Consider the following 14,473-nt stretch of genomic DNA (forward strand, 5'->3'; position numbering starts at 1 on the left):
GTTGCCTATGAAATAATTTCCGAAAATCGAAGTCGGACTATTTTCAAAGGTTATTATATTTGATAAAATTACTATAAAATTAGAAGGGCTTCAAATGATTAGAATGTTTCAGTATCCAGACTTTCAAGCTGGAAGTTGATACATATTACTCTTAGCTTACCAAAAATCTTTGCATTTGAGTAATGATTGAATCTTTGTCAGGAGGCGGTCCATTGAAAGAAATCCAAATTCGGCCGATTCGTAAAGAAGATATTTCCGGCCTTAATGATATTCGTCGACAACCGGCTGTTACAGAGAATACCTTAGGCTTACCCTCCGAACGAATCGAAAGGACAGAAGAATTTTTTAATCGGCTCGGACCGGATGATCATGTTTTTGTGGCAGTAACCGGAAGTACTGTGGTCGGAATGGGAGCTCTTTTTGTAAACAGCGGAAAATTACGTCATACGGGAAGGCTTGTTTTGATGGTACATGGTGATTTTCAAAACAAAGGAATTGGCAGCTCGCTGTTAAATACTTTACTTCATCTTGCAGACCATGATTTAGGATTAATCAGGCTTGAACTTGATGTCGTTGTCGATAATGAATCTGCAATCCACTTATATAAAAAATTCGGATTTGAAATCGAAGGAAGACTGAAAAAAGCTCATTTTTCCCGTGGTGAATATCAAGATATTTTTATTATGGGGCGAGTGAAATAAAGTAATTTTGGCTGACCAGTTCATCAAACATAATTTTTGTGTAAAAACTAGAGGAGGCACATCATGAAACTGACAAATGAAGAACTTGAAATATTGGCGATATTGGAAGAAAATCATCGGCAATCGGTAAAATCAATCGCCATGCAAGTACAATTAAGTGAAGACAAGGTAGCAGAACTAATCAAAAAATTAGAAGATGAAAATATTATCGTTAGTTATCCGGCTCTAATCGATTGGAGCAAGGTTGACGGAAAAGAAAATGTCGTGGCTATGATCGACGTCAAAGTAACGCCAAAACGGGGAGTTGGCTTTGATGAAGTGGCTGAAAAGATCTATCGGTTCCCGGAAGTCACTTCCCTGTATTTAATGTCCGGTGCCTACGATTTGTCGGTTACGGTTGAAGGAAAAACAATGAAAGAAATTGCTATGTTCGTGTCGGATAAATTATCGACAGTCGAAAACGTCATCTCGACTACCACCCATTTTATGTTAAAAAAATATAAACATGACGGCGTGATTATTGAAGGAAAAGACGATCAAGACCGCAGAATGGTGGTAGCTCCATGATTGATTATAATCAATTTTTAGCAACACAAGCTGTCGAATTAAAGCCGTCCGGGATTCGCAGGTTTTTTGATGTAGCTTCAAAAATGGAAAATGTAATTTCTTTAGGTGTCGGGGAACCGGATTTTGTCACACCTTGGGCAATCCGTGATATGGCTATTGCTTCAATAGAGGACGGGTTTACTTCTTATACAGCCAATCCCGGGCTTCTTGAGTTACGGGAGGAAATAGCCAATTATATGGAACGGAAATATCATCTTTCCTATCAACCGGAAAATCAAATTATCGTAACAATCGGGGCTAGTCAAGCATTGGATACAGCTTTCCGTTCCTTATTAAATCCCGGTGAAGAAGTGTTGATTATTGAACCGGCATTTGTATCCTATGCTGCCTTAGTCACCATGGCAGGAGGAAAACCGATCCCCGTATCCACTTGGGCAGAGAACGGCTTTAAAGTGACGGCAGAACAAATAGAAAAAGCCATTACTGCCAGGACAAAAGCGATTTTATTATGTTCACCAAATAATCCGACGGGTGCTTTTTTAAATAAACAAGATTTATCGGCTATTGCGGAAGTAGTGAAGAAGCATAACTTGATTGTTGTTTCGGATGAAATCTATGCAGAGTTGACTTATGATGAGGACTATGACAGTATCGCCACCTTACCCGGTATGTATGAAAGAACCATCGTCATCAACGGTTTTTCAAAAGCTTTTGCGATGACCGGGTGGCGCCTTGGTTATGTTTGTGCACCACAGCCGATTATTGAGGTCATGCTAAAAATCCATCAATATACAACGATGTGTGCACCACATATGCTGCAACACGGTGCCATTGAAGCATTACGGAACGGGGCCGATCAAGTGGAAGAAATGCGAAAAAGTTACCGGCGGAGAAGAAATTATATTGTTGAAGCATTGAACCAGATTGGCTTAAATTGTCATCTACCGGGTGGGGCTTTCTACGTGTTTCCTTCGATTCAAAATACCGGGCTAACATCGGAACAGTTTGCTGAACAATTATTGATGAAAGAACGAGTTGCCGTTGTTCCGGGGAATGCTTTTGGAGAAAGTGGCGAAGGTTATATTCGCTGTTCTTATGCCACCTCGCTGCAACAATTGCAGGAAGCCATTCGCCGGATTGAGAAGTTTTTACAGTCCCTTGGAGCCAGCCCGAAAGTCTGTGAGCATCAAGTTAGCTTGTAAATAGAATTAGTCGCGGAATGATACTGCAGTCCGTGAACGCCGAGTTAGCTCGTAAATAGAACTACCGTTTTATGGTCTGTGAATGACGAGTTCGCTTGTAAAAACTCGTATCAATTTTTTTACAGAAATAAAAAGGGGTATCCCTGAAAGTCTCTTCACATCTAAAAATCATTTAAGCTACTAAAAAGAAGTAACTAAATGTTTTAGGATGTTTCGAGCTTTTCACCGGGATAACCCTTTTGTCTATGATTTTTGTCTATTTATTAAATGTGCAGGCTATAATTGCTTATTTTTTTATCAATTCTAAGTCAACCGGAATAAATTCATCGACACTTTCACCTTTTAGAACTTTTTGGGCAGTTTCAACACCTTTTGCTCCGATTTCTTCCGGCTTTTGTGCGACAGTTGCCAGCATTCGACCTTCTTTAACAGCAGCAACGGCATCATCTGTAGCATCAAAGCCAACAACTAACACATCAGTCTTTCCAGCTGCTTGAAGGGCTTCCAATGCTCCTAGTGCCATTTCATCATTTTGGGCAAAGACAGCTTGAATTTCTGGTGTACTTTGAATAATGTTTTCCATAACAGATAGTCCCTCTGCCCGGTCAAAGTTTGCTGTTTGTTTGGCAACTAGTTCAATTCCACTTGCACCTTTAATTGCTTCATCAAATCCTTGTCCGCGTTCACGGGCAGCAGATGATCCGGGAACTCCTTCTAATTCAACGACTTTACCCGATCCTCCTAATTTCTCAATAATTAGTTCTGCAGCCATTTTTCCCCCTGCGACGTTATCAGAAGCAATATGGGCAACTACTTCTCCTCCTTCTGCACTTCTATCTACAGTAATGACCGGGATATTTGCATTGTTTGCAGACTCAATTGCTGATACAATCGCTGCGGAATCGGTTGGGTTAACGATTAATATATCAACCCCTTGCTGAATCAAATCTTCAATATCACTAACTTGTTTTGCCGGGTCATCTTGTGCATCTGCTGTTGTAATCTCCAGCCCTAATTCCTTTGCCTTTGCTTCTGCACCATCACGCAATGTAACGAAGAAAGGATTGTTTAATGTAGAGATAGACAAACCAATCGTTTTTGTTGCTTTCTCTCCACCGTTCCCTTTGTTACTGCCTGATGACTCATCACTTTTCTCCGGAGAATTTAAAGAACATGCACCCAACAAAATCACAACTAGAAATAAACTAAGAAACTTCCATACTTTTTTCTTCACAACAAATTCCCCCTAAAATTTTTATTTTTTATTAAGCGGACTTTTTGCGATCGAGTAAAACCGCAAGTAAGATTACTCCGCCTTTAACCACTTGTTGATAAAAGGATGAAACACCTAATAAATTTAATCCATTGTTTAAAACACCGATAATTAAGGCACCAATTAATGTCCCAATAATTCTTCCGCGACCACCTGATAAACTTGTTCCACCAAGAACAACCGCTGCAATCGCATCCATTTCATAAGCTGTCCCTGCTGTAGGTTGGGCAGAGTTCAATCGGGAAGTTAAGATCATTCCTGCAAGTGCCGCCATTGCGCCGGAAATGGTATAAACTCCAATTTTAATACCGTCAACCTTTAACCCAGATAATCTGGAGGCCTCTTCATTTCCACCAATAGCATATACTCCTCTTCCAAATGTTGTTTTACGTAAAATGATATATAGAATGAAAAAGGAAATAATCATAATGATAACTGGGAATGGAATACCGAAAAAGTACCCTTTACCCATCATTTGAAAAGTTACCGCATCGGATAAACCGGTGATTGGTTTTCCATTTGTATAAACCAATGTCAGCCCTCGAAAAATGGTCATTGTTGCTAATGTTGCAATAAAGGGAGCTACCTTTCCCTTGGAGATGGCAAATCCATTGAGTGCACCCATAATTGCACCTAAAATAACACCGATGAACATCGCCAATATCGGATCCATACCACCAACCATGAATCCGGCTGTTAACGCAGAAGCCAGTGCTAAAATGGAACCTACCGACAAGTCAATCCCACCGGTTAAGATGACAAAGGTCATCCCGAAAGCGATTAGGGCATTGATGGAAACTTGTCGTAACACATTGAAGATATTATCTAGCGTTAAAAAAGTTGGACTTAAGATAGCAAGGGTAACCACTATAACAATCAGTCCCAATACGGATCCCAGTTTTTTTATTACATTTTTTATCGCCATGTTAATTCCCCCCTGTCGCAGCTACCATAATTTTTTCTTGGGTAGCTTCTTTACGGTCTATGATTGCGGTAATTTTTCCTTCGTGGATAACCATGATCCGGTCGGACATGCCCAGAATTTCCGGTAGCTCGGATGAGACCATGATGATAGCTACTCCATGTTCTGTTAATTCGTTCATAATTTCATAGATTTCCTTTTTTGCGCCTACATCAACACCTCTTGTCGGTTCGTCTAAAATCAATACTTTTGGTTCAATCCCGAGCCATTTTCCAACGACTACTTTTTGCTGATTTCCACCACTCAATGATTTTACAATTTGATCACGACCGGCTGTTTTGATGCTTAGTTTCTTAATTAATTCGTCGACAAAGGACTCTTCTCGTTTTTTTTGTAAAAAGCCTTTTGATGAAACACGGGAAAAGTTTGGTAAAATAACATTTTCTTTAACGGATAGCTCTAAAACAAGTCCGTCTCCCTTCCTGTCTTCCGTGACAAACCCGATGCCATGCTTGATAGATTCCCTTGGACCTTTAACCGATTGCTTTTTTCCATCAATATATAAGGTTCCTTTCACACCTTTCCGGGCGCCAAATATTCCTTCCATAATCTCAGTTCTACCTGCACCCATTAATCCTGCAACACCAAGGATTTCTCCTCGTCTTACTTCAAAGTTAATGTTTTTTATACGTTCATCGACATTGAGATTTTCCACCTTGAAGCAAACCTCTCCGGGAGTTACTGTTCTATCCGGGAATCGCTCACCAAGTTCTCGGCCGACCATCATTTTGACGATTTCTTCAAAGTTTGTTTCTTTTACTTGTTTGGTCCCAATGGATTTGCCATCCCGTAAAACAGTAATCCGATCACACATTTGGAAAATTTCTTCCATTCGATGGGAAATATAGATTATGGCCACTCCTTGATTTCTTAATTGATCCATGACTTTAAATAATGTCTTAATTTCGCGTTCAGTCAATGCAGCGGTAGGTTCATCCATGATTAGTACTTCACTTTTTTCAGAAACAGCTCTGGCAATTTCCACCATTTGCTGCTCTCCTACTGAGCATTCGGCCATTAATTTGTTTGGATCCAATTGAATACCTAGTGATTTCAGTGTTTCTTCCGTTTTTGCAATCATTTCTTTTGTCTTAATAAAAGGCGTTCTTTTATAAGTTTTTTCTTTACCAAGAAAAAAATTATCTGTAACCGTTAAATCCGGAATTATATTAAGCTCTTGATGGATGATGGAAATTCCCGCTCGCTCAGCTTCCTTTGGCCCTTTGAATACGGTTTCACTTCCTTTATAAAAAATACTTCCTTTGTCTTTTTTATAAATTCCGGTCAAGATTTTGATCAATGTTGATTTGCCGGCACCATTTTCTCCCATCAACGCATGAATTTCACCAGGGAATAGATTGAATGAGACACCCGATAAAACACGCACATGATAGAACGACTTATAGATATCGTTCATTTCTATAATAGGTACTCTTTCACTCACCATGTTCTTCACCTCAATCCTTTTCAGATCGAATCTTGAAATATAAAAATTGCCCGCTATTCATTCGTTAGGAATCTATTAAAATAGGACACCTGCATGCAGTATAATATTTGCATAAGGAGTAGCTTCTCCTGTCCGAATAATTGCCATTGCTTGCTTCGTCTTTTCTTTAAATTTTTCATGACTCACTTTCTCGATTGCAGGAAAGCTTTCAGTAATTTCTTTATAAAGCATTTTGTTTTTTTCTTCCATTTCAGTTGCGATTGTCACTTTTTCAATAACCATTTCATCTTTAAGCAAGTTCAATATATCTAAAAAGGAGGGATTCCCAAATGCTAAAGCCAAATCGACTTTTTTTACAGATGGCGGGATAGGAAGACCGCAATCTGCTATCACAATTGTATCGGTATGTCCCAAGTCCGCTAATACCTTTGTTATTTCACTGTTTAAAATGCCATTCTTTTTCATCGTATTTCCTCCTTGGCACATTTGAGTTGCATTCCATTAATGCTGTCCATTCATAAATTTCTGCAATTCTTCTAATGTCGGCATCCCGCCTTGAGCCCCAAATTTGGTTACTGAGAGACTTGCTGCCGATGTCGCAAATTTACATGTTTCTTCCAAGTTAGATCCTTCATGTAAAAAATAAGCAAAAGCGCCGTTAAAGGTATCGCCCGCTCCAGTCGTATCGACCACTTGAACTTTCGGAGCAGAAATTTTATATTCTTTTCCATTCCGATAGTATAAAACTCCCTTACTACCATTTGTCATAATCATTTTTTCTTTATACGCTTCTTTAAAGTGAACATCTTTCATTAATTGGGCGGCTTCATGTTCATTTGGTGTGATATAGGTAATCATTTCCCACCAATGAGAAGGAATCGACTGAAATGGAGCCGGATTCAAGATTGTTGTTACATTATTTTCCTTAGCTATTTCCAATACTTTTTCAACAGTCTCCATCGGTATTTCGAGTTGAAGAACGACAACTTCACTCTTTGCAATGGCGTCCTTCTTTGATTCAATCATTTCCGGTGTTAAGGCAAAATTTGCACCGGGAACCACAATGATGGAGTTGTCCCCTTCAGCTACAATGATGGTTGCTGTTCCTGTGGATGTATGTGTAACCGGTTCCACATTATCGATAGAAATCCCTTCTTTTTGTAAATATGTTCGATAATCATTGCCATACGAATCCGAGCCGACACAGCCTATCATTTGAACCTCTCCACCCAGTTTACTCACCGCTACAGCCTGATTAGCACCTTTCCCTCCAAATTTTGTCTGAAATCTGCTACCTAATAATGTTTCTCCAAGTTTCGGATAGCGCCCGACTTTTGTTATTAGGTCAATATTCAAACTACCAACAATGGTAATCACCTATACCACTCCTTTCAAAGAACACATTATTCATGTGGAATTTCGTTCAACCAGTTTTGCATGATAGGTTACATGTTGCGTATTTAATGGTTCTCCCTGAATCAGTTTGAGTAAAAGCTCGCCACTCTTTCTTCCAAGTTTGAGAATTGGCTGTTCCATCGTGGTCAATTCCGGTGTAATCGCTTCTGCCAACTCGATTCCATCAAACCCGATAATTTTCAATTCTTTTGGAATAGTAATACCTAGTTTTGAGGCAGCCTTAATTGCTCCAACCGCCATTACATCATTACCGGCAAATATTCCATCAATACCAGAATTTTCAGATAATAGCTTCATCGTGGTTAACATAGATATCTTTAACTCGTAATTTCCAGCATAGACATAGGTTGGCAAGCCATGAGCCTTCATTTCATCTAAATATCCTTTTAATCGTTCTTCTGCTGTGTAAACATTTTCCGGTCCCCTAATGTGTGCAATATTTCTACAGCCCTTTTTTAATAATAATCGAACAGCCTCTCTCGCACCGTGATAGTTATCAATCGACACAGTGGGAATTGTTTCATCAATCACCCGGTCGATTGCAACGACCGGAATCGAAAGGCGCTCTAATTGGTCTTTCCCTATTGTATTGGAAACAATCAATATCCCATCGACATACTTTGATTCCATGATTTCAAGTATTTTCAGTTCATGTTCCAATTCTTCATCACTATTAAATAACAAAATTGTATATCCCTCTTCAACAAAGAAACTTTCAACAGCCCGAACCAACTGCGGAAAGAATGGGTTGGTTATATCGGGGATGATGAACCCGATAGATTTTGATGTTTTTTTATACAGACTCCGAGCAACTGCATTCGGTTTATAATCCAGTTTATTAATTGCCTGAACAACCTTTTTCCTCGTATCTTCGTGAACATAGCCATTATTATTTAAAACTCTGGATACTGTTGCAACAGATACACCAGCCAAGCTTGCCACATCTCGAATAGTCGCCATCTTCCTTACCAACCTTCTAAAAACTCAAATATACTAATCTTTGTGTGTAACCGGTTCCACACTTTACACAATTATAACTCTATATCATAAATTATTTTACAATCAGGTAGGAAAACGGTTACATCATTATAATAATTTATTCAGCATAGGTTGTCAAGTTCGAATTAAAATCCTGATTTTTCCAATTTAATAGATAGTGATTTGCAAAACTATTTCCTACTATCCTAGTGGAAATCAATCCATCTTTTCATAATCCTAACATAAATGCTTGGGAATATTAAAATGCCAGGAGTTATTGTTTTAAACGAATAGGAACTTCACATTGTAAAAAGAAAGTTAGTTTTTAATATGACTATAATACTTCCGATAATAGTAATAAAAGATATCAACTAATAATTTCAGTATTTTCACCATTACACCGTCCTAAAACACTTTATATATTTAGAAATTTAACATATATTCATAGAAGATAAAAGAGACTTTTGCATTGCTATCATGGAGGCCCAAAATTTTTTCCAATTTTGTTTATAACATAGTAATTATAAAAAGAGCACCCACAATTGGATACTCTTTCTTTAAGGATGGTCTTGATATCCTTTCCGCTCAAACAATTTGATCTGAAACCAATGTTAATTCTTTTAAGGTCATTTCATCCACATCCACACCGAGTCCCGGTTTATTGGGAAGCTTTACATAGGGGACATCATATTTTAAGTTTCCAATGTCTTTTGAAAACTTTAATGGGCCTGTCAATTCCATACTTGTGATAATTTTTTTTGAAAAGGCAAGATGCAACCCGGCTGCAGAGGCCACAGATGATTCAACCATCGAACCTACTTGGCACTCTATGGGCGCCATTTCAGCCATATGTGCCAACTTAAGCGCCGGATAGATACCCCCGCATTTCATTAATTTAATATTGACTTTATCAGCAGCACGTTTTGCAATAATTTCCCGCATCGTCTTAGGTCCGTGCAATCCTTCGTCTATCATTAGGGGGACGGTGGTTTTTGATTTGATTTCAGCCATCCCGTCAATATTATCTGCTACGACAGGTTGCTCAATCCATTCCAAAAACATATCCTCAAGCATCCGCAAAACTTTCAAAGTTGCAGCACTTGTTTTCCATCCTTGGTTAACGTCAATTCGTATCGACACTTCTTCCCCGACTCGTTCTCTGACTGCTCTAATCCGCTTAACATCTTCCATTGGATCTGTTCCAACTTTTAATTTAAATGAGGTATATCCTTCATTCAAATATTTTTCTGCTTCATCTGCCATCCTTTTTGGTGAATCGATACTAAGAACTTTTGTGAGCGAAAAATTTTGATGGTAACGCCCACCCAACAAAGTATAGACTGGAACACCGAGTTTTTTCCCGGCAATATCATAACAGGCGATATCAATTGCCGCCTTGGCAGTAGGAATCCCATACATCGTTTTGTCCATAATTTCATGGATATATTCGATGTCCATTGGGTTTTGACCGATTAATTCCGGGGCAATTTTGGATTTTAGCACATGATACGTACTTTCCCAAGTTTCACCCGTAACATGTTCATCCGGAACTCCTTCACCATACCCGACAATTCCGTCATCCGTAGTGATTTTCGTTATAATGGAAGGCATTGTATCATACCGGGCATAGCTAATGACAAACGGCTCAATTAATGGCAGTTTAATTGCATACACCTCAATTTTTTTAATCTTCAATAGTCAACATCCCCTTTAGTAAATTTGAGAATGATAATGATGGTTTAGGAGGATATGTTCCTATCATTTTAAAATCTGAAGGTAAACGAATTTCTCCATCCAATAGACTTACATCATTGGTTAAACTTTCTTTCTAGAAATAATACTTTCTCGCCAATCTTTCAACATGAACTCTTAATATAAATGACATGCGACAAGATGACCGTTGGTGCTTTCTTTATATATTGGCTTTTCCTTCTTACATTTTTCTATGACAAACGGACACCTTGTGTGAAAAACACATCCGGATGGTGGGTTGATTGGAGAAGGAACATCGCCTTTCAAAATAATTCGCTCCCTTCTTACCCTTGTATCCGGAATTGGGATGGAAGACAGTAAAGCCTTTGTATACGGATGAAGCGGATTCTCAAATAACTCATCAGTTGAAGCCTTTTCAACAAGATGACCTAAATACATAACACCGATTTGATCAGAAATATGCCGGACTACACTTAAATCGTGGGAGATAAATAAATAAGCCAACTTGAATTCATCCTGAAGTTCTTCCAACAAATTAATCACTTGCGACTGAATTGATACATCTAATGCAGAAACCGGTTCATCAAGTATAAAAACAGATGGGTTTACTGCCAACGCACGGGCAATTCCAATTCTTTGTCTCTGTCCACCGGAAAACTCGTGAGGAAACTTATAATATTGATCCTCCCTGATTCCTGTCCTTCTTAATAAATACATTGCCTTCTCAATTCGTTCCGCCTTATTTCCGATTCGATGTATTTTCATAGATTCTTCTATTATTTCACCAATCCGCTTTTTTGGATTAAGTGATGAATGCGGATCTTGGAAGACCATTTGAATTTCTTTTCTTACTTTTTTCATTTCTTTTTGCTTTAACGTAAATAAATCTCTCCCTTTATATATCGCAGCCCCTTCTGTTGGCTCCGTCAACCGTAAAATAGTCCTTCCCGTCGTACTTTTGCCACATCCCGACTCACCGACAAGACCGATAGTCTCTTTTTCAGTCAAATCAAAGGTTACCTGTTCAACTGCCTTAACAAAATCTTTTGTTTTGCCAAAAGGTGAGGTGATTGGATAATATTTTTTTAAATTTTTTACTTGCAAGATGGGTGCGGACTGTTTCCGTGCTTCCTTTTCAGCTTGTTGCTGTGACATCTATCTTCTCCTCCATTTGCCCGATTTTTTCATAATGCCAACATCTCACTTTATGTCCCCCACCTGTTTCCTTTAATACGGGAGATTGTGTCCTGCACTGTTCATCCGCAAACGGGCATCTGGGTGCAAATCGGCAACCTTTTGGAATATTGTGGAGGGAAGGAACAATCCCCTCAATCGTAAAGAGCTTTTTATTACGGTCACCATCGATTTTAGGTATGGACTTTAATAATCCTTTGGTATATGGATGAAGTGAATTTGTAAATATGTTGTCCACCGGTGCTTCCTCAATCACTTGCCCCAGATACATGACAGCAACTCTGGTACAAACCTCCGCCACAACACCTAAATCATGGGTAATCATAATAACCCCCATGTTCAATTCCTTTTTCAATTCATTGATGACATCCAAAATTTGTGCTTGTATAGTTACATCTAGTGCTGTTGTCGGTTCATCTGCAATTAACAGGCTTGGTTTACATGATAGGGCCATTGCAATCATTACCCTTTGTCTCATTCCACCAGATATTTCGTGAGGGTATTCAAGTATTCTTTTTTCCGGTGAAGGAATTCCTGTTAACCGCAACATTTCTATCGCTTTTTCATATACCTCCTTTTTTGATACCTTTTGGTGAGTTAAAATCGTCTCGACAATTTGATTTCCGATTGTATAGACGGGATTTAGAGAAGTCATTGCATCTTGAAATATCATTGCGATTTCATTTCCCCGAATATCAACCATTTTCTTTTTAGGTAGAGAAAGTAAATCTTGACCTTTCAAAAGGATCTCGCCTTCATATTTTGTTGTCCGCTCATCTAAAAGGCGCATGATCGATTCTGCCGTAACACTTTTTCCACAACCGGATTCACCTACAAGGCCTAAAGTTTCACCGTAATCGACATGCAGGCTCATCCCATCAACTGCTACAACCGAACCCATTTCTGTTAAAAACGTCGTCTTTAAATTTTTTACTTCTAATAAATGCTCTCCCACCATCTCACCCCTTAAAATCAAGTTAAATCAATATAAACGAAATTATTGTTTATTTATTGCTTTATGACTTTTCGGATCTAATAAATCACGCAACCCGTCGCCAAAGATATTCAATCCAAGTACGGCCAGAATGATAAACAGACCTGGAAAAACAGTCATCCACCATGCTGAATAGATTACCGTTTTTCCATCATATAAAATATTACCCCAACTCGGGTTGGGAGCAGGTATACCCACTCCTAAAAAACTTAAAGAAGCTTCAAGGATGATGGCAATGGCAAATATATATGTAACTTGAACGATCATTGGTGACAGTGCATTCGGGACAGTGTGGAACCAAATGATTCTCCATGAACTCGCGCCCAGTGCTTTCATCGCCTCAATATATGTTTGTTCTTTTACAACCAAGGCACTAGAACGCACAATTCTCGCTACAACCGGAATTTTTACAATCGTTACTGCAATAATGACATTGACCGGTCTGGGTCCTAGAACAGCCATAATCGCCACGGCTAACAAAATATCGGGAAAGGCCATTAACGCATCACAAATCCGCATAAAAATATGATCAAGAATAGAATAATAGGCAGCATACAAGCCAACGAATAGACCAATAACCGCTGTCAAAAATGCAACAGATAGACCAACGCCCAATGAAACTTGAGCTCCATGGGCTATACGACTGAACAAATCCCTTCCAAAATTATCAGTTCCAAACCAATGTTCAGCACTAGGACCCTGAAGTCGGTTAACAGGATCAATCTCTAATGGGGTATACTTACTCACCATCGGACCTACGATTGCAAAAATGATAAGGACCAGTAAAATACTACCACCAATAACAACCGAACGATTTGACAAAAAGCGTTTGATAAACAAGGAGCGCTGTTCTTTTTTCAGTTGATTGCGAATGGAAGTAAAATGGTTGTAGTCTATCTTTGGTTCCATTTGAATTGAAGGTTTCATTTCCATGGTCCGTTCCCCCTTTATTTACGATTTAACCTGACTCTCGGATCGACAACGCCATACAAAAGATCAATAATTAAATTCAGAACAAGGTAAGTAGTCGCCATGATCAGGATCGTTCCTTGAATAACAGCATAATCTCTTCTAACAATGGAATTCACGACTAATTGACCGATTCCCGGTAAGTTGAACACGGTCTCAGTAACTACTGCTCCCGTAATTAGGGAACCAAATGTTTCACCCAAAATCGTTAAAATTGGAATAAAAGCGTTTCGAAAAGCGTGCTTGTAAATGACAACTCGCTCTTTAAGCCCTTTGGCTTTAGCAGCTTTGATATAAGTCATACTTAAAATATCCAGCATGGAAGACCTCGTCATTCGTGCAATTACCGCCGCTTGTATCATTCCAAGTGCAAATGCCGGTAAAATCATATATTTCAGATGTTCCCATATTCCGGCACCGAGTGGCTGGTAACCGGCGGCAGGAAGCCATTGTAAATGCACACCGAAAACGAGCATTAATAACAGTCCAAACAAGAAACTTGGTAGTGACATTCCAAACATGGCAATCAGCATAAATAGATGGTCGACAAATGTCCCTTGTTTTTTAGCAGCTAACACTCCTATAGGAATTGCAATAATAATAGAAATTGCTTGTGCAAGCAGGGCAAGAGATAGGGTTGGTCCAATATGTTCGACAAAAGCTTGCAACACAGGTTTGTTCATATATATTGAATCACCAAGATCACCTTGGAAAATTCCGATTAGCCAATAAAAAAACTGACTATATAAGGGTAAGTTTAATCCTAGTTCTTCTCTAAGTTTTTCCACTTCTTCCGGTGTCGCTTCAGGTCCCAAAATAACTGCGGCAGGATCTCCCGGAATTAAGTGGATAAGGAAAAATACGATAGTAGCAACAATCAAAAGAACAGGAATCATGGATATAAATCGCTTTAATATATACGCCTTCAAATATCTCCCACCTTTTTCAAAAGTCGTATAAAAATTTTGTTTCCCCTATATTGATAGAAATATAGGGGATAAGTTAATTTCAAATAATTTATTTTCCGTTTTACCAAT

The 14,473-nt window shown here is 38.8% G+C and carries 14 protein-coding genes; 3 read left to right on the forward strand and 11 right to left on the reverse strand.

What is annotated here, in order from left to right; all coding sequences use genetic code 11:
• Positions 1-212 precede the first annotated feature (212 nt).
• From NSQ14_RS16310 to NSQ14_RS16320, 3 genes are all read left to right on the forward strand, one after another.
• Positions 213-701, forward strand: coding sequence for a GNAT family N-acetyltransferase (locus tag NSQ14_RS16310; protein WP_200890286.1), 489 nt, complete (start codon positions 213-215; stop codon positions 699-701).
• Positions 702-764: 63 nt separating this feature from the next.
• Complete coding sequence (locus NSQ14_RS16315; RefSeq protein ID WP_041845102.1) at positions 765-1,268, forward strand: Lrp/AsnC family transcriptional regulator; 504 nt, start codon at positions 765-767, stop codon at positions 1,266-1,268.
• Positions 1,265-2,470: an aminotransferase gene (locus NSQ14_RS16320; protein WP_043988056.1), complete on the forward strand. Its 1,206-nt coding sequence runs from the start codon at positions 1,265-1,267 to the stop codon at positions 2,468-2,470. The genes NSQ14_RS16315 and NSQ14_RS16320 overlap by 4 nt, the downstream gene beginning before the upstream one ends.
• A 286-nt stretch (positions 2,471-2,756) precedes the next feature.
• Here the strand turns inward: NSQ14_RS16320 and rbsB are convergent, their stop codons facing one another.
• The 11 genes from rbsB to NSQ14_RS16375 form a co-directional block, all read right to left on the reverse strand.
• On the reverse strand, positions 2,757-3,704 hold the full coding sequence (gene rbsB / locus NSQ14_RS16325) for a ribose ABC transporter substrate-binding protein RbsB (RefSeq protein WP_095141942.1): 948 nt from the start codon (positions 3,702-3,704) through the stop codon (positions 2,757-2,759).
• A gap of 31 nt (positions 3,705-3,735) precedes the next feature.
• On the reverse strand, positions 3,736-4,668 hold the full coding sequence (locus NSQ14_RS16330) for an ABC transporter permease subunit (RefSeq protein ID WP_095141943.1): 933 nt from the start codon (positions 4,666-4,668) through the stop codon (positions 3,736-3,738).
• A gap of 1 nt (position 4,669) precedes the next feature.
• The gene (locus NSQ14_RS16335; protein ID WP_235819497.1) at positions 4,670-6,142 is read right to left on the reverse strand and encodes a sugar ABC transporter ATP-binding protein; all 1,473 of its coding nucleotides are present in this window, start codon (positions 6,140-6,142) and stop codon (positions 4,670-4,672) included.
• Positions 6,143-6,247: 105 nt separating this feature from the next.
• A complete protein-coding gene (rbsD, locus tag NSQ14_RS16340) occupies positions 6,248-6,637 on the reverse strand; it encodes a D-ribose pyranase (RefSeq protein ID WP_346216596.1) in 390 nt (129 codons plus the stop codon).
• Positions 6,638-6,673: 36 nt separating this feature from the next.
• Positions 6,674-7,549, reverse strand: a complete 876-nt coding sequence (gene rbsK / locus NSQ14_RS16345; protein WP_346216597.1) for a ribokinase — start codon at positions 7,547-7,549, stop codon at positions 6,674-6,676.
• A gap of 30 nt (positions 7,550-7,579) precedes the next feature.
• Positions 7,580-8,548, reverse strand: a complete 969-nt coding sequence (locus NSQ14_RS16350) for a LacI family DNA-binding transcriptional regulator (RefSeq protein WP_041845108.1) — start codon at positions 8,546-8,548, stop codon at positions 7,580-7,582.
• A gap of 603 nt (positions 8,549-9,151) precedes the next feature.
• The gene (locus NSQ14_RS16355; protein WP_041902017.1) at positions 9,152-10,261 is read right to left on the reverse strand and encodes a mandelate racemase/muconate lactonizing enzyme family protein; all 1,110 of its coding nucleotides are present in this window, start codon (positions 10,259-10,261) and stop codon (positions 9,152-9,154) included.
• Between the two features lie 174 nt (positions 10,262-10,435).
• A complete protein-coding gene (locus tag NSQ14_RS16360) occupies positions 10,436-11,434 on the reverse strand; it encodes an ABC transporter ATP-binding protein (RefSeq protein ID WP_041845110.1) in 999 nt (332 codons plus the stop codon).
• On the reverse strand, positions 11,415-12,431 hold the full coding sequence (locus tag NSQ14_RS16365; RefSeq protein ID WP_340499352.1) for an ABC transporter ATP-binding protein: 1,017 nt from the start codon (positions 12,429-12,431) through the stop codon (positions 11,415-11,417). The genes NSQ14_RS16360 and NSQ14_RS16365 overlap by 20 nt, the downstream gene beginning before the upstream one ends.
• A gap of 39 nt (positions 12,432-12,470) precedes the next feature.
• Positions 12,471-13,394, reverse strand: a complete 924-nt coding sequence (locus tag NSQ14_RS16370; RefSeq protein ID WP_346217129.1) for an ABC transporter permease — start codon at positions 13,392-13,394, stop codon at positions 12,471-12,473.
• 20 nt (positions 13,395-13,414) lie between these two features.
• Positions 13,415-14,365, reverse strand: a complete 951-nt coding sequence (locus NSQ14_RS16375; RefSeq protein ID WP_328188572.1) for an ABC transporter permease — start codon at positions 14,363-14,365, stop codon at positions 13,415-13,417.
• Positions 14,366-14,473 lie beyond the last annotated feature (108 nt).

Origin of the sequence: Caldifermentibacillus hisashii (assembly GCF_039654145.1) — a bacterium.
Classification (GTDB): Bacteria; Bacillota; Bacilli; order Bacillales; family Caldibacillaceae; genus Caldifermentibacillus; species Caldifermentibacillus hisashii.

Bases quoted from the DNA above. Each gene is read 5' to 3' on its own strand.
- NSQ14_RS16315 (WP_041845102.1), top strand. From the start codon at position 765: ATGAAACTGACAAATGAAGAACTTGAAATATTGGCGATATTGGAAGAA.
- NSQ14_RS16320 (WP_043988056.1), top strand. From the start codon at position 1,265: ATGATTGATTATAATCAATTTTTAGCAACACAAGCTGTCGAATTAAAG.
- NSQ14_RS16330 (WP_095141943.1), bottom strand. From the start codon at position 4,668: ATGGCGATAAAAAATGTAATAAAAAAACTGGGATCCGTATTGGGACTG.
- NSQ14_RS16335 (WP_235819497.1), bottom strand. From the start codon at position 6,142: ATGAACGATATCTATAAGTCGTTCTATCATGTGCGTGTTTTATCGGGT.
- rbsD (WP_346216596.1), bottom strand. From the start codon at position 6,637: ATGAAAAAGAATGGCATTTTAAACAGTGAAATAACAAAGGTATTAGCG.
- NSQ14_RS16350 (WP_041845108.1), bottom strand. From the start codon at position 8,548: ATGGCGACTATTCGAGATGTGGCAAGCTTGGCTGGTGTATCTGTTGCA.
- NSQ14_RS16360 (WP_041845110.1), bottom strand. From the start codon at position 11,434: ATGTCACAGCAACAAGCTGAAAAGGAAGCACGGAAACAGTCCGCACCC.
- NSQ14_RS16365 (WP_340499352.1), bottom strand. From the start codon at position 12,431: ATGGTGGGAGAGCATTTATTAGAAGTAAAAAATTTAAAGACGACGTTT.
- NSQ14_RS16370 (WP_346217129.1), bottom strand. From the start codon at position 13,394: ATGAAACCTTCAATTCAAATGGAACCAAAGATAGACTACAACCATTTT.